The 20,582-nt window shown below is 56.5% G+C and carries 19 protein-coding genes; 16 read left to right on the top strand and 3 right to left on the bottom strand.

Features of this window, described 5'->3' with window-relative positions; translation table 11 throughout:
* Positions 1-10: 10 nt before the first annotated feature.
* From flgD to flgL, 9 genes are all read left to right on the top strand, one after another.
* Positions 11-721, top strand: coding sequence for a flagellar hook assembly protein FlgD (gene flgD, locus L463_RS10290; RefSeq protein WP_003857994.1), 711 nt, complete (start codon positions 11-13; stop codon positions 719-721).
* A gap of 26 nt (positions 722-747) precedes the next feature.
* Positions 748-1,956 carry a flagellar hook protein FlgE gene (flgE, locus tag L463_RS10285; RefSeq protein WP_015570832.1) on the top strand — a complete coding sequence of 403 codons (1,209 nt, stop codon included), beginning with the start codon at positions 748-750 and terminating at the stop codon, positions 1,954-1,956.
* Positions 1,957-1,976: 20 nt separating this feature from the next.
* Positions 1,977-2,732 (top strand): flagellar basal body rod protein FlgF, encoded by a 756-nt coding sequence (locus L463_RS10280; protein ID WP_003857990.1) that lies wholly within the window; start codon positions 1,977-1,979, stop codon positions 2,730-2,732.
* Positions 2,733-2,743: 11 nt separating this feature from the next.
* Positions 2,744-3,526, top strand: coding sequence for a flagellar basal-body rod protein FlgG (flgG, locus tag L463_RS10275; protein WP_000625853.1), 783 nt, complete (start codon positions 2,744-2,746; stop codon positions 3,524-3,526).
* Positions 3,527-3,583: 57 nt separating this feature from the next.
* Positions 3,584-4,282, top strand: coding sequence for a flagellar basal body L-ring protein FlgH (flgH, locus tag L463_RS10270; RefSeq protein WP_003857987.1), 699 nt, complete (start codon positions 3,584-3,586; stop codon positions 4,280-4,282).
* A 12-nt stretch (positions 4,283-4,294) separates the two neighbouring features.
* A complete protein-coding gene (locus L463_RS10265) occupies positions 4,295-5,392 on the top strand; it encodes a flagellar basal body P-ring protein FlgI (RefSeq protein WP_017384733.1) in 1,098 nt (365 codons plus the stop codon).
* Complete coding sequence (gene flgJ / locus L463_RS10260; protein ID WP_032104080.1) at positions 5,393-6,346, top strand: flagellar assembly peptidoglycan hydrolase FlgJ; 954 nt, start codon at positions 5,393-5,395, stop codon at positions 6,344-6,346.
* 75 nt (positions 6,347-6,421) lie between these two features.
* Positions 6,422-8,062, top strand: a complete 1,641-nt coding sequence (flgK, locus tag L463_RS10255; protein ID WP_032104082.1) for a flagellar hook-associated protein FlgK — start codon at positions 6,422-6,424, stop codon at positions 8,060-8,062.
* A gap of 16 nt (positions 8,063-8,078) precedes the next feature.
* Positions 8,079-9,032: a flagellar hook-associated protein FlgL gene (gene flgL / locus L463_RS10250; RefSeq protein ID WP_032104084.1), complete on the top strand. Its 954-nt coding sequence runs from the start codon at positions 8,079-8,081 to the stop codon at positions 9,030-9,032.
* Between the two features lie 75 nt (positions 9,033-9,107).
* On the opposite strand, the gene L463_RS10245 is transcribed toward flgL, so the two are convergent.
* A complete protein-coding gene (locus tag L463_RS10245; RefSeq protein ID WP_032104085.1) occupies positions 9,108-10,319 on the bottom strand; it encodes an MFS transporter in 1,212 nt (403 codons plus the stop codon).
* A gap of 94 nt (positions 10,320-10,413) precedes the next feature.
* Here L463_RS10245 and L463_RS10240 point away from each other — a divergent pair, with 94 nt between their 5' ends.
* Positions 10,414-11,367: a LysR family transcriptional regulator gene (locus L463_RS10240; protein ID WP_032104094.1), complete on the top strand. Its 954-nt coding sequence runs from the start codon at positions 10,414-10,416 to the stop codon at positions 11,365-11,367.
* A gap of 40 nt (positions 11,368-11,407) precedes the next feature.
* Here L463_RS10240 and rne read toward each other — a convergent pair whose 3' ends face one another.
* Positions 11,408-14,524, bottom strand: a complete 3,117-nt coding sequence (gene rne / locus L463_RS10235) for a ribonuclease E (RefSeq protein ID WP_032104086.1) — start codon at positions 14,522-14,524, stop codon at positions 11,408-11,410.
* 570 nt (positions 14,525-15,094) lie between these two features.
* Here rne and rluC point away from each other — a divergent pair.
* Positions 15,095-16,042: a 23S rRNA pseudouridine(955/2504/2580) synthase RluC gene (rluC, locus tag L463_RS10230; protein WP_003857970.1), complete on the top strand. Its 948-nt coding sequence runs from the start codon at positions 15,095-15,097 to the stop codon at positions 16,040-16,042.
* A gap of 77 nt (positions 16,043-16,119) precedes the next feature.
* Here the strand turns inward: rluC and L463_RS10225 are convergent, their stop codons facing one another.
* Positions 16,120-16,704 (bottom strand): Maf family protein, encoded by a 585-nt coding sequence (locus L463_RS10225; protein ID WP_017384726.1) that lies wholly within the window; start codon positions 16,702-16,704, stop codon positions 16,120-16,122.
* A 140-nt stretch (positions 16,705-16,844) separates the two neighbouring features.
* Here L463_RS10225 and yceD point away from each other — a divergent pair, with 140 nt between their 5' ends.
* The 5 genes from yceD to fabD all read left to right on the top strand — a co-directional run bounded on the left by yceD (position 16,845) and on the right by fabD (position 20,577).
* The gene (yceD, locus tag L463_RS10220) at positions 16,845-17,366 is read left to right on the top strand and encodes a 23S rRNA accumulation protein YceD (protein WP_003857966.1); all 522 of its coding nucleotides are present in this window, start codon (positions 16,845-16,847) and stop codon (positions 17,364-17,366) included.
* Positions 17,367-17,382: 16 nt separating this feature from the next.
* A complete protein-coding gene (rpmF, locus tag L463_RS10215; protein WP_003857964.1) occupies positions 17,383-17,556 on the top strand; it encodes a 50S ribosomal protein L32 in 174 nt (57 codons plus the stop codon).
* 81 nt (positions 17,557-17,637) lie between these two features.
* Positions 17,638-18,672 carry a phosphate acyltransferase PlsX gene (gene plsX / locus L463_RS0122740; RefSeq protein ID WP_017693638.1) on the top strand — a complete coding sequence of 345 codons (1,035 nt, stop codon included), beginning with the start codon at positions 17,638-17,640 and terminating at the stop codon, positions 18,670-18,672.
* A gap of 6 nt (positions 18,673-18,678) precedes the next feature.
* Positions 18,679-19,632: a beta-ketoacyl-ACP synthase III gene (locus tag L463_RS10210; protein ID WP_017384725.1), complete on the top strand. Its 954-nt coding sequence runs from the start codon at positions 18,679-18,681 to the stop codon at positions 19,630-19,632.
* Positions 19,633-19,647: 15 nt separating this feature from the next.
* Positions 19,648-20,577: an ACP S-malonyltransferase gene (gene fabD, locus L463_RS10205; protein WP_015570824.1), complete on the top strand. Its 930-nt coding sequence runs from the start codon at positions 19,648-19,650 to the stop codon at positions 20,575-20,577.
* Positions 20,578-20,582: the final 5 nt, after the last annotated feature.

Below are 20,582 nucleotides of genomic sequence, written 5' to 3' on the forward strand. Positions count from 1 at the left end.
GGAGACACGCATGTCCATCGCCGTAAACGTGAATGACCCGACAAATACCGGCGTCAACAGCACCAGCAGTGCGACCGGTTCCAGCTCTCTCACCGGGAGCAATGCCTCCGATTTACAGAGCAGCTTCCTGACCCTGCTGGTGGCGCAGCTGAAAAATCAGGACCCGACCAATCCGATGCAGAACAACGAACTGACCACGCAGCTTGCGCAGATCAGTACCGTCAGCGGCATTGAGAAACTGAACACCACGCTCGGCTCGGTCTCCGGTCAAATCGATAACAGCCAGTCCTTGCAGGCCGCCAACCTGATCGGTCACGGGGTGATGATCCCGGGGACCACGATTCTGGCGGGCACCAGCACTACCGATGGCACGTCCACCACCACCACGACGCCGTTTGGCGTTGAGTTGCAGCAGCCGGCCGACAAAGTCACCGCCACAATCAAAGACGCCAGCGGCAACGTGGTGCGCACGATTGAGATTGGCGAGCTTAAAGCGGGCGTTCATACCTTTACCTGGGATGGCAGCCTGACCGACGGCACTAAAGCGCCTAACGGCTCGTATCAGGTTGCGATTAGCGCCAGCAACGGCACCACTCAGCTGGTGGCTCAGCCGCTACAGTTTGCCCTGGTTCAGGGCGTCATCAAGGGTAGCGATGGCAACAAACTGGATTTGGGTACCTCCGGTACCACCACACTCGACGAAGTTCGGCAGATTATCTAAGCCTTAATACTTATCAGGAGTAAGTCATGGCCTTTTCTCAAGCGGTCAGCGGCCTGAATGCTGCGGCCACCAACCTGGACGTCATTGGCAACAACATCGCCAACTCCGCGACCTATGGTTTTAAATCCGGTTCTGCGTCTTTTGCAGATATGTTTGCAGGCTCTAAAGTGGGCCTGGGCGTGAAGGTTGCGGGTATCACCCAGGACTTCACCGATGGGACGACCACCAACACCGGTCGCGGTCTGGACGTCGCCATCAGCCAGAACGGTTTCTTCCGTATGGTGGATGCCAACGGTTCCGTGTTCTACAGCCGCAACGGCCAGTTCAAGCTGGATGAAAACCGTAACCTGGTGAACATGCAGGGGCTTCAGTTAACCGGTTATCCGGTTGCCGGCACGCCGCCTACGGTGCAAACCGGTGCGAATCCGCAGGCGATCTCCATCCCAACGACGCTGATGGCGGCGAAGTCCACCACCACGGCCTCTCAGCAGATCAACCTGAACTCCACCGATACCGCGCCAACCGTCGCCTTCGATCCGTCCAACCCTGACTCTTACAACAAGAAAGGCACCGTGACGGTGTTTGACAGCCAGGGTAATGCGCACAACATGAACCTGTTTTATGTCAAAAACGAGACGCCAGCTAACTCCTGGAAAGTGTATTCGCAGGACGGCAGCGTAGCGGGAGATGCAGCGAAACTGGCAACCACGCTGACCTTTAACGAGAGTGGTGTGCTGACGGGTGGCGATGATATCAAGATCACAACGGGCACCGTTCCGGGCGCGACGCCAGCCACGTTTGACATGAGTTTCGCCAACTCCATGCAGCAAAACACCGGTGCGAACAATATCGTGGCGACGAGCCAGAACGGCTATAAGCCGGGCGATCTGGTGAGCTACCAGATCAACGATGACGGTACCGTTGTCGGTAACTATTCGAACGAACAGACCCAGGTGCTGGGCCAGATCGTGCTGGCAAACTTCGCCAACAACGAAGGCCTGAAATCCGAAGGGGATAACGTCTGGTCTGCCACGCAGTCTTCCGGTGTTGCCCTGCTGGGTACCGCGGGTTCCGGTAACTTCGGCACGCTGACTAACGGCGCGCTGGAAGCCTCCAACGTCGATCTGAGTAAAGAGCTGGTGAACATGATCGTCGCGCAACGTAACTACCAGTCCAACGCGCAGACCATCAAAACCCAGGATCAGATCCTCAACACGCTGGTTAACCTGCGTTAAGCAGCTGACGGGAAAGCGCAATGGATCACGCAATATATACAGCGATGGGCGCAGCAAGCCAGACGCTCAATCAGCAGGCTGTTACCGCCAGCAACCTTGCGAACGCTTCCACGCCAGGTTTTCGTGCGCAGCTCAACGCGCTGCGTGCGGTGCCGGTAGAAGGGCTGTCATTGCCCACGCGTACGCTGGTCACCGCCTCCACGCCGGGCGCCGACATGACGCCAGGTCAGATGGATTACACCGCGCGTCCGCTGGACGTTGCCCTTCAGCAGGACGGCTGGCTGGCGGTGCAAACGGCTGACGGCGGGGAAGGGTATACCCGCAACGGTAATATCCAGGTGAGCGCCACCGGGCAGCTGACGATTCAGGGGCATCCGGTTATGGGCGAAGCCGGTCCGTTGACGGTGCCGGAAGGGTCAGAGCTGACCATTGCGGCAGACGGGACGATCTCGGCGTTAAACCCGGGCGACCCGGCGAACACCGTTGCGCCTGTCGGTCGTCTGAAGCTGGTGAAAGCGGAAGGCAACGAAGTGCAGCGTGGCGATGACGGGATGTTCCGTCTGACCCAGGCGGCGCAGGCCACGCGTGGCGCCACGTTACAGGCCGACCCGACCATCCGCGTGATGTCCGGCGTGCTGGAAGGCAGTAACGTCAAACCGGTGGAAGCCATGACCGACATGATCGCCAGCGCCCGCCGCTTCGAAATGCAGATGAAAATCATCAGCAGCGTCGATGAAAACGCAGGCAAGGCTAACCAACTTCTGGCTATGAGTTAACAGGACTCCCTATGATCAGTTCTTTATGGATCGCGAAAACCGGTCTGGACGCACAGCAAACCAATATGGATGTGATTGCCAACAACCTGGCAAACGTCAGCACCAATGGTTTCAAGCGCCAGCGTGCGGTTTTCGAAGATTTGCTTTATCAAACGATTCGTCAGCCAGGGGCGCAGTCTTCTGAGCAAACCACGCTGCCGTCCGGTCTGCAAATTGGTACCGGCGTGCGCCCGGTCGCCACCGAGCGTCTGCACAGCCAGGGCAACCTGTCCCAGACCAACAACAGTAAAGACGTTGCCATTAAAGGTCAGGGTTTCTTCCAGGTGCAGCTGCCTGACGGGACCTCCGCCTATACCCGCGATGGTTCGTTCCAGGTGGATCAGAACGGCCAGCTGGTGACGGCGGGCGGTTTCCAGGTTCAGCCTGCGATCACCATCCCGGCGAACGCGCTGAGTATCACCATTGGTCGTGACGGTATCGTCAGCGTCACTCAGCAAGGTCAGGCCGCGCCGGTCCAGGTTGGACAGCTCAACCTGACCACCTTCATGAACGATACCGGACTGGAAAGCATCGGCGAGAACCTCTACACCGAAACGCAGTCTTCCGGCACGCCAAATGAAAGTACCCCGGGCCTGAACGGGGCGGGGCTGCTGTATCAGGGGTATGTGGAAACCTCGAACGTTAACGTGGCGGAAGAGCTGGTGAATATGATCCAGGTCCAGCGCGCCTATGAAATTAACAGTAAAGCAGTGTCGACGACCGACCAGATGCTGCAAAAACTGACGCAACTCTAAGGTGTAGCCCGGTGCGGTAAACGTCGCACCGGCTCCCTGTTTTCGAAGATGAAGGCAATGCAAAAAAACGCGGCGTTTCGTTATCCGATCCTGACTGTTCTGGCCGTCACCCTCAGCGGGTGTGCCTGGATCCCGTCTAAACCATTGGTACAGGGTGCGACTACCGCCCAACCCGTTCCCGGCCCCGCGCCGGTGGTGAACGGCTCTATTTTCCAGACCGCGCAGCCGATTAACTACGGTTATCAGCCGCTGTTTGAAGACCGTCGTCCGCGTAACGTTGGCGATACGCTGACCATTGTGTTGCAGGAAAACGTCAGTGCGAGTAAGAGCTCGTCGGCGAACGCCAGCCGCGACGGCAAAACCAATTTTGGCTTCGACACCGTGCCGCGCTATCTGCAAGGGCTGTTCGGCAACGCCCGTGCGGATGTGGAAGCCTCCGGCGGCAACACCTTTAACGGTAAAGGTGGTGCGAACGCCAGCAACACCTTCAGCGGAACGCTGACGGTTACGGTTGACCAGGTTCTGGTGAACGGCAACCTGCACGTGGTGGGCGAAAAACAGATCGCCATTAACCAGGGTACGGAATTCATTCGCTTCTCCGGTGTGGTTAACCCTCGCACCATCAGCGGCACCAACACCGTACCGTCCACTCAGGTGGCGGATGCGCGCATTGAGTACGTCGGCAACGGCTACATCAACGAAGCGCAAAATATGGGCTGGCTGCAACGCTTCTTCCTTAACTTATCGCCGATGTAAGCGAGGTGACCTATGTATAAATTTCTCTTCGCCGTGGCGCTGTCGCTGGTCGCTACCGTTGCGCAGGCCGATCGCATACGCGATCTCACCAGCGTGCAGGGCGTGCGCGAAAACTCGCTGATTGGCTACGGCCTGGTGGTGGGGCTGGATGGGACGGGTGACCAGACGACCCAGACGCCGTTCACCACCCAGAGCCTGAACAATATGCTCTCGCAGCTCGGTATTACCGTACCGGCCGGGACCAACATGCAGCTGAAAAACGTGGCGGCCGTGATGGTGACCGCGTCTTATCCGGCCTTTGCGCGTCAGGGGCAGACCATCGACGTGGTTGTCTCGTCGATGGGTAACGCCAAAAGCCTGCGCGGCGGTACGTTGCTGATGACGCCGCTGAAAGGCGTCGACAGCCAGGTGTATGCTCTGGCGCAGGGCAACATTCTGGTTGGCGGAGCAGGCGCGTCGGCGGGCGGCAGCAGCGTGCAGGTGAACCAGCTGAACGGGGGACGTATTACCAACGGCGCGATCATCGAACGTGAGCTGCCGACCCAGTTCGGCACCGGCAACACCATTAACCTGCAACTGAATAACGAAGACTTCACGATGGCGCAGCAGATCGCTGACACCATCAACCGCAGCCGGGGCTACGGCAGCGCCACCGCGCTGGATGCCCGTACCGTGCAGATCCGCACGTCAACCGGCAGCAGCAACCAGGTGCGGTTGCTGGCCGATATCCAGAATATGGAAGTGAACGTGCCGGTGCAGGATGCGAAAGTCATTATCAACTCCCGTACCGGCTCGGTGGTGATGAACCGCGAAGTGACGCTGGACAGCTGCGCCGTGGCGCAGGGCAATCTCTCCGTCACGGTTAACCGCTCGGCCAACGTCAGCCAGCCGGATACCCCGTTTGGTGGCGGTCAGACGGTAGTGACCCCGCAAACGCAGATTGATTTACGACAGAGCGGCGGTTCGTTGCAGAGCGTGCGCTCCAGCGCCAACCTGAACAGCGTGGTGCGTGCTCTGAATGCGCTGGGTGCAACGCCAATGGATCTGATGTCCATTCTGCAATCCATGCAAAGTGCAGGCTGCCTGCGCGCCAGACTGGAAATCATCTAAATGCTGACCGATAGCAAACTGTTGACCAGTGCCGCCTGGGATGCCCAGTCGCTCAACGAGCTGAAAACCAAAGCGGGCAAGGATCCGGCGGCGAATATCCGCCCGGTTGCCCGTCAGGTGGAAGGCATGTTCGTGCAGATGATGTTGAAAAGCATGCGTGAAACCCTGCCGAAAGATGGCATGTTCAGCAGCGATTCCACGCGGCTTTACACCAGCATGTACGATCAGCAGATTGCCCAGCAAATGACCGCCGGAAAGGGGCTCGGCCTGGCGGACATGATTGTGAAGCAGACCGCAGCCGCTCAGGGGCTCCCGCCTGAAGAGGCCCCGCAGCAGGTGCCGCTGAAGTTTGATCTGGAAAAGGTGACCAGTTATCAAAATCAGGCGCTGACGCAGATGGTGCGTAAGGCGATGCCGAAGCCGGCAGAAACGCGTGACGAGCCGCTCTCCGGCGACAGCAAAGACTTCCTGGCGCAGCTCTCCCTGCCGGCGCGTCTTGCCAGTGAAGAGAGCGGCGTGCCGCACCATCTGATTCTGGCGCAGGCGGCGCTGGAGTCGGGCTGGGGGCAACGTCAGATCCGCAGGGAGAACGGTGAGCCGAGCTTCAACATCTTTGGCGTGAAGGCCACCTCCAGCTGGAAAGGGCCGACCACCGAGATCACCACCACCGAATATGAGAACGGTGCGGCAGTGAAGGTGAAAGCCAAATTCCGCGTCTACAGCTCGTATCTGGAAGCGTTGTCGGATTATGTCGGGCTGCTGAGCCGGAATCCGCGCTACACCGCCGTGACCCAGGCCGCCACGCCAGAGCAGGGCGCTCAGGCATTGCAGAATGCTGGCTACGCGACCGATCCAAACTATGCGCGCAAGCTGACCAGCATGATCCAGCAGCTGAAATCCATGTCTGAGAAGGTCAGCAAAGCGTATAGCACAGATCTCGAAAATCTGTTCTGAAAGTTCTCAAGTCCCGGTGGAGGTTGCCGATAACCTTCATCAGGACTCGTGTCTGAACGTATAAAAGGAACCCCCATGTCCAGTTTGATTAACAGCGCCATGAGTGGCCTCAGTGCTGCGCAGTCGGCACTCAATACCGTCAGTAATAATATTTCAAGCTACAACGTGGCAGGTTATACCCGCCAGTCCACCATTCTGGGGGCATCAAACAGCACCCTGACCGGCGGTGGCTGGGTGGGTAACGGGGTCTATGTCTCCGGTGTTCAGCGTGAATATGATGCGTTTATCACCAACCAGCTGCGCGCGGCGCAGAACCAGAGCAGTGGGCTGACCACGCGCTACCAGCAGATGTCAAAAATTGACGACGTGCTTTCTGATACCACGAACTCGCTTTCTGCCAACCTCCAGGATTTCTTTAAAAGCCTGCAAACGCTGGTGAGTAACGCAGAAGATCCGGCTGCTCGCCAGACGGTACTCGGGAAGGCGGATGGTCTGGTAAACCAGTTTAAAACCAACGATCAATATCTCCGCGATCAGGATGCGCAGGTCAATACGGCGATTTCTACCAGCGTCGATCAGATCAATAACTACGCGAAACAGATTGCCAATCTTAACGATCAGATCTCCCGGCTGACTGGCGTCGGTGCGGGCGCATCCCCGAATGAACTGCTCGATCAGCGCGATCAGCTGGTGAGTGAACTGAACAAGATTGTCGGTGTGGACGTCACCGTACAGGACAGCGGCACCTACAACATCTCTATCGCCAACGGTTACACCCTGGTACAGGGCAGCAACGCCAGCCAGCTGGCGGCGGTGAAATCCAGTGCGGACCCAGCGCGTACAACAATTGCGTATGTGGATACCGCAGCGGGCAACGTGGAGATCTCAGAAAAACAGATCACCACGGGGTCGCTTGGGGGGCTGTTAACGTTCCGTTCTCAGGATCTGGATCAGGCGCGAAACACCCTTAACCAGATGGCGCTGGCGTTTGCGGATGCCATGAATACCCAGCACCAGGCTGGCTTTGATGCCAACGGGGATGCAGGCGGCAAGCTGTTTGATTTTGGCTCGCCGGCAGTGCTGAGTAACGGTAAAAACACCGGAAGCGCGTCCGTTACGGCCACGATGACGGACAGTACAAAGGTCCAGGCGACAAACTATAAAGTTGAGTACAACGGTACTGACTGGACAATCACGCGTCTGTCGGACAATACCAGCTTCACGGCCAAGCCTGACGCCAGCGGTAATCTGTCGTTTGATGGTCTCAACGTTAAGATTAGCGGCTCAGCCGATAATAAAGACAGTTTCATCGTCAAACCGGTGAATGACGTCATTGTGAATATGGACGTAGCGATCAGCGACGAATCCAAACTGGCGATGGCCTCCGCGAAAGGAAGCGGTGAAAGCGACAATACCAATGGCCAGAAGCTGCTGGATTTACAGAGCGCCAAATTGGTGGGAGGGAACAAAACCTTTAACGATGCTTATGCCGCGCTGGTCAGTACGGTGGGCAGCACCACGGCGTCGCTGAAAACCAGCAGCGAAACCAAAGTTAACGTGGTGACGCAGCTGACCAAACAACAGCAGTCAATCTCCGGGGTTAACCTGGATGAAGAGTATGGCAACCTGCAACGCTATCAGCAGTACTATCTGGCGAATGCGCAGGTGCTGCAAACGGCGAGCACGCTGTTTGATGCATTGATCAATATCCGCTAAGGCTGAGGCATAAAAAATGCGTATTAGTACTCAAATGATGTATGAGCAAAGCATGCGCGGCGTGACGAACTCCCAAAGTCTCTGGCTCAGCTACGGCGAGCAGATGTCTACGGGGAAGCGTATCAACCGTCCGTCTGACGATCCGATTGCCGCCTCGCAGGCCGTTGTGCTCTCTCAGGCTCAAACGCAAAACAGCCAGTATGCGCTGGCACGCTCCTTCGCTACGACGAAAGTCTCGCTGGAAGAGAACGTGTTATCGCAAGTGACAACCGCCATCCAGGCTGCTCAGGAAAAGATTGTCAATGCGGGCAACGGTACGTTAAGTGACGATGACCGCGCTTCGCTGGCCACGAACCTGCAAGGTATTCGCGATCAGCTCATGAACCTGGCTAACAGCACGGACGGTAACGGTCGCTATATTTTTTCCGGTTACAAGACCGAAGCGGCGGCTTTCGACCAGGCGACGGGTGATTATAAGGGCGGCAGAACGCCAATCAGCCAGCAGGTTGACTCCGCGCGCACGATGCAAATTAGCCATACGGGCACTGAAGTTTTCGATAGCTTCACCAGCAATGCCAAGCCAGAGCCAGATGGTAGTGCGCCGGAAACGAATTTGTTCAAGATCCTCGACTCCGCAATTGAAGCGCTGAATACGCCGATTGGGGAGGATGAAACGAAAGCCGAGGCGTTTACGGCGGCTATTGATAAAGCCAACCGTGGCCTGAGCAACTCCCTCAACAACGTGCTGACCGTGCGCGCCGACCTCGGCATCAAGCTGGATGAGCTGGGCAAGCTGGACGCTCTGGGTGAAGACCGCGCGCTGGGTCAGACGCAGCAGATGAGTAACCTGGTTGACGTGGACTGGAACTCGGTGATTTCGTCCTACACCATGCAGCAGGCGGCGTTGCAGGCCTCGTATAAAGCCTTTAGCGATATGCAGGGTATGTCTTTGTTCCAGATGAACAAATAAGACTCTGACCTGTTTGACATGTCTTGAAACTGGGCATGTTTTGACTGCCCAACCCGTCCGGGTTGGGCATTTTTTTTACACACGTTCTGCCTGTGCGGACAGCACCCGGGCGCTTTCAATCACTCTGATAGCCAGCGCAATGGCACCACACAGGGTTGCCAGAGCCACCACGCCAGACCAGCCTGCCAGCGTATAGATATTGCTGCCTAATGCCGAACCCAGCGCCATTCCGATGAAAATGACGGTAAACAGCAGGGCGTTCAGGCGTCCGCGGGCCTGCGGCTCAAGGCTGTAGACCAGGTTCTGGTGGGCCACGAGGCTGGACTGCAAGCCGAGATCGAAACCGACCGCGGAGAGGGCAATCAGGATCAACTGACCGTGTACACCCAGTGCCGGCATCAGGAACATCAGGGCAAACGAGAGGGTCACCAGCGCGGCACCCAGCTGGGTCACTTTACCGGCGCCCAGCTTATCTGCCAGACCCCCTGCCAGCGGTGCAGCCAGCGCACCAGCGGCTCCGGCAATACCAAATCCACCCGCTACGGCGCTGCCAAGGTGATACCGTTCCAGCAGCATGACCGCCAGCGTTGACCAGAATGCGCTAAAGGCAATCGACAGAAAACCCTGAGCCAGCGCCGCGCGACGCAGTGCCGGGTAACGACGCCACAGGTGCTCCATGGAACGCATCAGCGCGGGATAGCTCAGCGTGGAGTGAATAGCAAAACGTGTGAGTACGGCCCACATCACCACGCCGACAAAGGCAATGCTTGCAGCAGCCAGCTGATACATCACCCGCCAGCCAAAGGCTTCACCGACCACGCCGCTGACGGTTCTGGAGAGCAAAATCCCCAGCAGCAGGCCGGTCATCACCGTGCCGACCGTTTTTCCCTGTTTACCTTCCGGCGCGAGGATCGCTGCGGCCGGGACAATATCCTGCGCCATGGTGGCGGCCATGCCAATCAGCAGGCTGGTGAGCAGCAGGGAGTGCAGTTGTCCGGTCAGGCTACAACCCAGCAGGAACAGCGCCAGAGCCGCACTTTTTATCAGGATCAGCGTTCTGCGGTCATGACGATCGCCGAGCGGGAGCAGAAACAGGATGCCCAGGGCATAACCCGCCTGGGTGAGCGTCGGGACCATGCCCATGCCTTCGATGCTCAGATGCAGGTCTGAGCCCATCAGCGGCAGCAGAGGCTGGGCATAATAGATGGATGCCACGCTAAAGCCCGCACCGAGCGCCAGCATTAAGATTACCCAGCGGCTTACGGCCCGGGTGGTGGTTGTGTTCATAAGATGTTCCTCATTCGTCGTGTGCGGCTATTTTTTATCAGTACGCCTTGCGACGGTAGCGGGCGCGGTGGTAAAACGCTTATACGTGTGGCGTATGGGTAAAAATGGTATGAAAAGGTCTGAGCGTATAGATCGGGTAGAACTGATGCGAACGTTTGTTCGCATTGTGGAGGCGGGGTCTCTTTCTGCGGCGGCACGTCAGCTGGCAACAACCCAGGCCACGGTGAGCCGACGGTTGCAGTCGCTTGAGACCATGCTGGGAGTACGCCTGATGTTGCGCACAACCCATACGACCCGGCTGACCGATGACGGCGAACGCTGCTATCAGCATGCCCGACGGGTGATTGACAGCTGGCTGGCGCTGGAAGACGAGGTAGGGCAGACGGAAGATGAACCGGTTGGGGTGCTGAGGGTGCGCGCCCCGCACGCGTTTGGCCAGGATCAGCTTCTGAAACCGTTAACCGAATTTTTACAGCGCTATCCCCAGCTTTCTGTAGAGTGGATGCTCAACGATCGCTCGGTTGATTTCCTCGGCGACAACCTTGACTGTGCTATTCGGGTGGGTGTGGAAGTCGATCCGGCAACCGTGTCCGTGCTGCTGGCTGAAGTGCCGCGCTCGGTGGTGGCTTCACCGGAATTACTGGCCCGTTATCCCGCGGTTAAAACGCCGAAAGATTTGCAGCAGCTTCCCTGGATCGCCATCAGCTCTTTTTATCAACGCCATGTGGAGCTTTTCCACGATGCATCATCCGCCCCGGCGCGGGTTACCATTACGCCACGCCTGAGTACAGACAGCCTGTATGTGGCGCGCAATACGGCATTCACCGGGCTTGGCGTGGCGGTGGTATCCAGCTGGACGGTACAGGATGATATTCAGGAAGGAAGACTGGTGCATCTACTGCCAGAGTGGCAGCCGGCAGCGTTACCGGTACATCTGGTTTACCCCTGGTCTCGTTATTATCCGGCGCGCTTGCGGCGTTTTCTGGAGCTGATGCGGCAGATAATGCCGGAGGTCACCGGAATGAGAAAGCCCCTGCAACAGCCATAAAAAAGCCGACCCGAAGGTCGGCTTTCAGTCTTAGCGTGCGTTATTCAACAGGCTGAGGACGAGTAGCTGGCGCAGTAGCCATGTGCGTTGCACTGTGACCACCGGCAGCACCTTTGCCTTCGAAGTTGAATGCCGGACGAACCCAGTCGCTATGGCGTGGCGCTTCAGGTACATACTCAGGTGCCGGGGCGCGAGTCATCGGCGCGGTAGCAACGTGAGCAGGCGCTGGAGCGGCAACGACCTCAACCGGCTCGGATTTCACTTCAGCCTCTTTGACCTCTTCGACAACAGGCTCAACCTGAATCTCGACGTCCTGAACAACCTCTTCCGTCACCGTTTCGACGGCAACGTCTGCGGGCTCTTCTGCTGCGGAGACCGGCTCAGCTTCCTCCGCGACTTCTTCAGCCACCACGGTATCTTCTTCGGCAATGATCTGCGGAGCGGCATCAACCGGCGCAGCAATGACTTCAGGATGGGTCGTTTCCACTTCCACAGCCTGCGGTGCCACCGTGTCAACAACTTGCGGTTCGACCACGGTTGCCGCTTCAGTCACGACGTCTTCCACCGCTGCTACCGGTGCAATCACCTCTTCGGTCACAGCCTGTTCTTCAACAGCCTGCTCCGGGCGAGCAACCGGATAACGGATCCAGACTTTACCGGATGCCATCTCAGGTGACGCGCACGCCACGGTCAGCGGCATTGGCGACTGAGTCGGGTAACGCTCGTCACGGTAGCGACGACGACGCTGGCCGCTCACGCGCAGGTGACGCGGAGAACGACGGGAGCGACGCGGCATACCTGCGTTGTCACGGTTTTCGCTGCTTTCGTCCTGCTCAACCTGATTTTCCACTACGGCTGGCAGGTCAACTTTCGCGACCTGGGTACCCGTTGTGCTTTCTGCTGCTTCAACCGCGATAACGTCGTTTTCTTCCGTCTGAACAGCACCCACACGTACTTTCTGGGTCAGCTGACGCTGCTTACGACGCGGCATAACCTGAGTACGCTCTTCCTGCTCCGTGTCCTGCTGTTCAACAGGCGCTTCGCGGTTCAGGTTTTTGACTTCCTGCTGGGCCTGGCGTTTCTCGTCGTTACGACGACGGTTACGCTCGCGGCGAGGTTGCTGCTCGTCACGCTGTTTGCTCTTCTCGGACTCATCGCCCGCCTGCTGGCGAATCTCACGATCTTCAACGTTCTGCTGTTGCTTCTCGCGACGGTTGCGACGGTTGTCCTCGCGTTGTTCACGACCTTCATTGTTCTCGGAACGATTATCACGGCGCTCGTTACGATCGCTACGGTCGTTGCGGTCATTACGATCGCGACGATTGTTCTGACGCTTACGACGGTCCTGCTGACGCTCAGGTTTCGCTTCTTTTGGCGCTTCTTTCGGCTGCTCAGGCTGAACTTCTTCGCCAGCAAACATTTTTTTCAACGCGCCGAAGATGCGGCTCAGGAGACCCGGCTGCTCAGGCTGCGCTTTTGGCGCGGCAGGGGCCGCCTTTTGCACGGCAGGTTTTGCCGCTGGTTTTTCCAGCGTCGCTTCCGGCGGGGCTTCCGGCATGATGAAGGTTGCTAATGCAGGCTGCTCAGGCAGTTTACGCTCGGCAGGCTCTTCATCCGATGGCAGCGCCATTTCTTCTTCATGCAGCTTCGGCAGCAGGTAGCTGAGGGTGCTTGTCTCTTCGCCTTTACGCACGCGCAGCACGTGATAGTGCGGGGTTTGCATCTCGTCGTTTGGCACGATGATGCAGCGAACACCGCCCTGACGCGCTTCGATTGCGCTTACCGCTGCACGTTTTTCGTTCAGCAGGTAGGAGGCAATCGGCACCGGAACGATGGCGTGAACCTCTTTGGTGTTCTCTTTCAGCGCTTCTTCTTCAATCAGACGCAGAATAGAGAGGGAGAGCGATTCATTGTCACGCACGGTACCCGTACCGGAACAGCGCGGGCAGACGTGATGGCTGGACTCGCCGAGTGACGGGCTCAGACGCTGACGGGACATTTCCAGCAGGCCGAAGCGCGAGATATGGCTAATCTGGATACGTGCGCGATCCTGGCGTACCGCTTCACGCAGACGGTTTTCAACCGCACGCTGGTGGCGAACCGGGGTCATGTCGATGAAGTCGATAACAATCAGACCACCCAGGTCGCGCAGGCGGAGCTGGCGGGCGATTTCATCAGCGGCTTCAAGGTTGGTGTTGAAGGCGGTCTCTTCGATGTCGCCGCCACGGGTTGCACGCGCGGAGTTGATGTCGATAGCGGTCAGCGCTTCGGTGGTATCAATTACGATAGAACCGCCGGACGGCAGACGCACTTCACGCTGGAAGGCAGACTCGATCTGGGATTCAATCTGATAGTGGCTGAACAGCGGGATTTCACCGGTGTACAGTTTAATTTTGCTGGTGAAATCCGGGCGACCCAGCGCGGCGATGTGCTGGCGAGCCAGCTCAAGCACTTTCGGGTTATCAATCAGAATTTCACCGATGTCCTGACGTAGATAATCACGGAAGGCACGCACAATAACGTTGCTTTCCTGGTGGATCAGGAACGGAGCAGGACGGCTCTCAGCCGCTTTCTTGATGGCTTCCCAGTGCTTCAGACGGAAGCTCAGGTCCCACTGCAACGCTTCGGCAGATTTGCCGACGCCTGCGGTGCGCACGATAAGGCCCATGCCGTCTGGCAGCTCGAGACTTGCCAGCGCTTCTTTCAGCTCGGTACGGTCATCGCCTTCGATACGGCGAGAGATGCCACCCGCACGCGGGTTGTTTGGCATCAATACCAGATAGCTTCCTGCCAGGCTGATAAAGGTGGTCAGTGCGGCACCTTTGTTGCCACGCTCTTCTTTATCGATCTGGACGATAACTTCCTGACCTTCACGCAGAACATCTTTAATGTTCGGACGGCCATGGGAGTTGTAGTTTGCAGGAAAATATTCGCGGGCGATTTCTTTGAGAGGAAGGAAACCGTGACGCTCAGCACCGTAATCGACAAATGCAGCTTCAAGGCTTGGTTCAATGCGGGTGATTTTGCCTTTGTAAATGTTCGCTTTTTTCTGTTCGTGTCCAGGACTTTCGATATCCAGATCGTACAGGCGCTGCCCATCCACAAGGGCGACACGCAACTCTTCTTGCTGAGTTGCGTTGATTAACATTCTTTTCATCGTAACTTACTCGTTATTCTTACATTGACGACAAAGCTGCGGGCAAGGTGACGCTTTCCGGGGTATGAACCGATGGCCTCGTGTCTATTCACGTCGCCAACCTCACGGTTGTCGCTCGCTTAAGAGGCGCAGAGTGTCGGTTGCCTGTGTTTCATACGGAAACACAGCGCAATTATCAGGGGAATTGCCTGGGAAAACTCTCCAGAGAACAATCCTTATACCGGGAAGTACTGCAACCCGCAGCCCGCTAACTGCCTGAAAGATCAATACGTCTTACGCCATTGCTGCGTGGATGATCGGTCAGACAAAATTGGTCATTCCGTCGACATCCTTACAAAACCCGGATTTAACGCGGAAAACGGATTCATTATTCCACTGCTCGCCGGGTTATAGCAAGATGACTTTTACCAATTATCACCCGGTTACTCACAGTTTCTTCACTTCAACGGGGTGATTGGTTTAATAACCACCAAATCGATTGCGCGAAAGGGGAGTGGTCCGGATAAAAGTAAATATAAGCATAGAAAAATGAGTGGCGCTAATGTCTGACGCTATTTAGAATCGCCAACCATGAAAACAGAGACTCCAGCCGTAAAAATGGTTGCCATCGCCGACGACGAGGCGGGGCAACGTATCGATAATTTTTTGCGCACCCAGTTGAAGGGCGTGCCAAAAAGTATGATTTATCGCATCTTGCGTAAGGGCGAGGTGCGGGTGAACAAAAAACGCGTGAAGCCCGAGTATAAGCTCGAGGCGGGCGATGAAGTCCGGATTCCACCGGTACGTGTTGCAGAGCGTGAAGAAGAGGTCGTTTCTCCGAAGCTGCAAAAAGTCGCGGCCCTGAGCGACGTTATCCTTTATGAGGACGACCACATTCTGGTGCTGAATAAACCGTCCGGAACGGCGGTACACGGGGGGAGCGGTCTGAGCTTCGGCGTGATTGAAGGGTTACGCGCGCTGCGCCCGGAAGCGCGTTTCCTCGAACTGGTTCACCGTCTTGACCGCGATACCTCTGGCGTGCTGCTGGTGGCGAAAAAACGTTCTGCGCTGCGTTCACTGCATGAACAGCTGCGCGAAAAAGGGATGCAGAAAGATTACCTGGCGCTGGTGCGCGGCCAGTGGCAGTCCCACGTGAAAGTGGTGCAGGCGCCGCTGCTGAAAAATATTCTGCAAAGCGGCGAGCGCATTGTTCGTGTTAATCAGGAAGGGAAACCGTCTGAGACGCGCTTTAAAGTTGAAGAGCGCTACGAATTCGCCACGCTGGTGCGCTGTAGTCCGGTGACGGGGCGTACCCACCAGATTCGCGTCCATACCCAGTTTGCGGGCCATCCGATTGCGTTTGATGACCGCTATGGCGATCGCGAATTTGATAAGCAGCTGGCGGGAACAGGGCTGTCGCGTCTGTTCCTGCACGCGGCAGCGCTGAAATTTACCCATCCTAATACCGGCGAAGTTATCCGTATTGAAGCGCCGCTGGATGAGCAGCTCAAACGCTGTCTGAAAGTTCTGCGCGGCTGATTTTGTGCCGGGTGGCGCTGCGCTTACCCGGCCAACATGTTTTTCTCCCCCTCCCTGTGAGCATCAGGCCGCAACGGTCATATCGTCAGCGGATTACACTCTTCTCGCCTCAACATCTGGCACAGCGCAATCAGCGGCAACCCCACCAGCGTGTTGGGATCGCGGCCATCGAGCTTGTCGAACAACGCAATCCCTAGTCCTTCACTTTTAAAGCTCCCTGCACAGTTTAGCGGACGTTCCCGACGCACATAATCCATAATCTCCTGCTCGCTAAGATGACGGAAGTGCACATCAAACGGCTCGCACTCGGTTTGCAGATGACCGGAAGCCGAATTATAAAGCGCCAGGCCGGTATAAAAGGTCACGATACCGCCTCGCGCACGCAACAGCTGCTGGCAGGCGTTTTCTTCCGTATGCGGTTTGCCGGTGATTTCGCCGTCCAGCACACAAACCTGATCGGAGCCTATAATCAGATGTGCGGGGTAACGTACGGCCAGCGACTGTGCTTTCTCTTTCGCGAGACGGGTCACCAGATGACGCGGTGACTCGCCCGGCTGTGGCGTTTCATCCACCTCCGGCGCAGCGCATTCAAACGGGATCCCGAGCTTTTCCAGCAGCATTCGGCGATAAGGTGAAGTGGAAGCAAGGACGAGATTTGGCATATTTTTATCACCAGATATAGCGTATCGATGCCAGCCATTTTAAACTACAGGCCGCAATGTGTGCGAATAATTGGCAAAAGGCAGCTCTGGTTGCCTTTTTCTTTGACTCTATGACGTTACAAAGTTAATATGCGCGCCCTATGCAAAAGGTAAAATTACCCCTGACTCTTGATCCGGTTCGTACGGCTCAAAAACGCCTCGATTACGAAGGAATCTATTCTTCCGATCAGGCTGAGCGTATTGCCGAATCTGTAGTCAGTGTGGACAGTGATGTAGAATGCTCCATGTCGTTCGCTATCGACAACCAGCGTCTCGCCGTGTTAACCGGTGATGCAAAGGTGACGGTAACGCTCGAATGTCAGCGTTGCGGGAAACCGTTTGTACAGCATGTTCACACAACGTATTGTTTTAGTCCGGTTCGTTCTGACGAACAGGCTGAAGCACTCCCGGAAGCGTATGAGCCGATTGAGGTTAACGAATTCGGTGAAATCGATCTTCTGGCGCTGGTTGAAGATGAAGTCATCCTCTCCCTGCCAGTCGTTCCGGTGCATGATTCTGAACACTGTGAAGTGTCCGAGGCGGACATGGTCTTTGGGGAACTGCCTGATGAAGCGCAAAAACCAAACCCATTTGCCGTATTAGCCAGCTTAAAGCGTAAGTAATTGAGGAGTAAGGTCCATGGCCGTACAACAGAATAAACCAACCCGTTCCAAACGTGGCATGCGTCGTTCCCATGACGCGCTGACCGCAGTTACCAGCCTGTCTGTAGACAAGACTTCTGGTGAGAAACACCTGCGTCACCACATCACCGCTGACGGTTTCTACCGCGGCCGCAAGGTTATCACTAAGTAATCACGCGTCAGCGTGATTAGGCTTAGTGAGGAACTTCCCCGTGCAAACGGGGAGTTTACCGAACCAGGCTGCGACGATACCTTGACACGTCTAACCCTGGCGTTAGATGTCATGGGGGGAGATTTTGGCCCTACCGTGACAGTGCCTGCAGCATTGCAGGCACTGAATTCTAATTCGCAACTCACACTTCTTTTAGTCGGTAATCCCGACACAATCACGCCATTACTTGCAAAAGCTGACTTTGAACAACGTTCGCGTCTGCAGATTATTCCTGCGCAGTCAGTTATTGCCAGTGATGCCCGGCCATCGCAGGCTATTCGTAATAGCCGCGGCAGCTCTATGCGAATGGCGCTGGAGCTGGTGAAAGAAGGGCGAGCGCAGGCTTGCGTCAGCGCGGGAAATACTGGCGCGCTGATGGGGCTGTCGAAATTATTGCTCAAGCCGATTGAGGGCATTGAGCGTCCGGCGCTGGTGACGGTATTACCGCATCAGCAGAAGGGCAAAACGGTGGTGCTGGATCTGGGCGCTAACGTGGATTGTGATAGTACAATGCTGGCTCAGTTTGCCGTTATGGGGTCGGTGCTGGCTGAAGACGTGGTCGGGATTAACAATCCCCGCGTTGCATTACTGAATATTGGTGAAGAAGAGACTAAAGGCCTGGACAGTATCCGCGACGCTGCGGAAATACTCAAACAGGTCCCCTCCATCAACTATATTGGTTATCTCGAAGCCAATGAGTTGCTGACGGGCAAAACGGATGTATTAGTGTGTGATGGCTTCACCGGAAACGTGACGTTGAAGACCATGGAAGGGGTCGTACGAATGTTCCTTTCTCTGCTGAAATCGCAGGGAGAAGGTAAAAAAAGGTCCTGGTGGCTGATTTTATTAAAGCGTTGGTTACAAAAAAGCCTGACGCGGCGATTCAGTCACCTCAACCCCGACCAGTATAATGGCGCCTGTCTGTTAGGATTGCGCGGCATCGTGATTAAGAGTCATGGCGCCGCCAATCAGCGAGCATTTACCGTCGCGATTGAACAGGCAGTGCAGGCGGTGCAGCGACAAGTCCCTCAGAGGATTGCCGCTCGCCTGGGATCTGTATTAGCTAAAAGTGACTGAGCGTACATGTATACGAAGATTTTAGGTACCGGCAGCTACCTGCCAAAACAAGTGCGTACCAACGCCGATCTTGAAAAAATGGTAGATACGTCTGACGAGTGGATTGTCACGCGCACAGGTATCCGTGAACGTCGTATCGCCGCGCCAGACGAAACTGTGTCCACCATGGGCTACGAAGCCGCTCAGCGAGCGCTTGAGATGGCTGGCATTGATAAAGAACAGATCGGGCTTATTGTGGTGGCGACAACCTCTGCCACGCATGCCTTCCCAAGCGCAGCGTGCCAGGTGCAGAACATGCTCGGCATCAAAGGCTGCCCGGCATTTGATGTTGCAGCAGCGTGCGCGGGTTTCACCTATGCGCTGAGCATCGCCGATCAGTATGTAAAATCGGGCGCCGTAAAATATGCGCTGGTGATCGGCGCTGATGTTCTGGCGCGTACCTGCGATCCAACCGATCGCGGCACGATCATTATTTTTGGCGATGGCGCGGGCGCGGTGCTGCTGGGGCAGTCCGAAGAGCCGGGCATCATCTCCACGCACTTGCATGCCGATGGCCGCTACGGCGAGCTGTTAACGCTGCCTAACGCCGATCGCGTTAATCCTGATAACTCCATTTACCTCACCATGGCAGGTAATGAAGTATTCAAGGTGGCGGTGACTGAGCTTGCGCATATTGTCGATGAGACGCTGGAAGCCAATAACCTTGAACGCACCGCACTCGACTGGCTGGTGCCGCATCAGGCGAACCTGCGTATCATCAGCGCGACGGCGAAGAAGCTGGGCATGTCTATGGATAACGTTGTGGTGACGCTTGATCGCCACGGCAACACCTCTGCGGCATCGGTACCGTGCGCATTTGACGAAGCGGTACGCGATGGACGAATTAAACGGGGCCAACTGGTCTTGCTTGAAGCCTTTGGTGGCGGGTTCACCTGGGGTTCCGCGCTGGTTCGTTTCTAGGATAAGGATTAAAAAATGACGCAATTTGCTTTTGTGTTCCCGGGACAGGGCTCGCAAACTGTTGGGATGTTGTCTGAAATGGCAGCAAACTATCCGGTTATTGAAGAGACTTTCCGTGAAGCCTCTGACGCGCTGGGTTATGATCTGTGGGCGCTGACCCAACAGGGCCCCGCTGAAGAGCTGAACAAAACCTGGCAGACTCAACCGGCACTGCTGGCAGCCTCCGTCGCATTGTGGCGCGTATGGCAGCAGCAGGGCGGCAAAGCGCCGACGCTGATGGCGGGTCATAGCCTGGGTGAATACTCTGCGCTGGTCTGCGCAGGGGTGATTGCCTTCGCTGACGCGGTACGCCTGGTTGAATTGCGTGGTAAATTCATGCAGGAAGCGGTGCCAGAGGGCACGGGCGGCATGTCTGCCATCATCGGTCTGGATGATGCTTCTATCGCTAAAGCCTGTGAAGAATCTGCTGAAGGTCAGGTCGTTTCTCCGGTAAACTTTAACTCGCCAGGCCAGGTGGTTATCGCGGGTCATAAAGAAGCGGTTGAGCGTGCAGGCGCTGCCTGTAAAGCTGCGGGCGCAAAACGTGCACTGCCCCTGCCGGTGAGCGTGCCGTCTCACTGCGCGCTGATGAAGCCCGCTGCCGATAAGCTGGCGGTTGAGCTGGAAAAAATGACCTTTAACGCACCGACGATTTCCGTTGTGAATAACGTCGATGTGCAGTGCGAAACCGCGCCGGAGGCTATCCGTAACGCGCTGGTTCGCCAGCTCTACAGCCCGGTTCAGTGGACTAAAACCGTTGAATTTATGGCGTCTCAGGGCGTTGAACATCTGTATGAAGTTGGTCCAGGTAAGGTACTTACCGGTCTGACAAAACGTATTGTAGACACCCTGACTGCCTCGGCGATTAACGAGCCGGAAGCCATGAAAGCGGCACTCTCGCAATAAAAGAG

It is taken from the genome of Enterobacter sp. BIDMC 27, assembly GCF_000534415.1.
Taxonomy (GTDB): domain Bacteria; phylum Pseudomonadota; class Gammaproteobacteria; order Enterobacterales; family Enterobacteriaceae; genus Enterobacter; species Enterobacter hormaechei_C.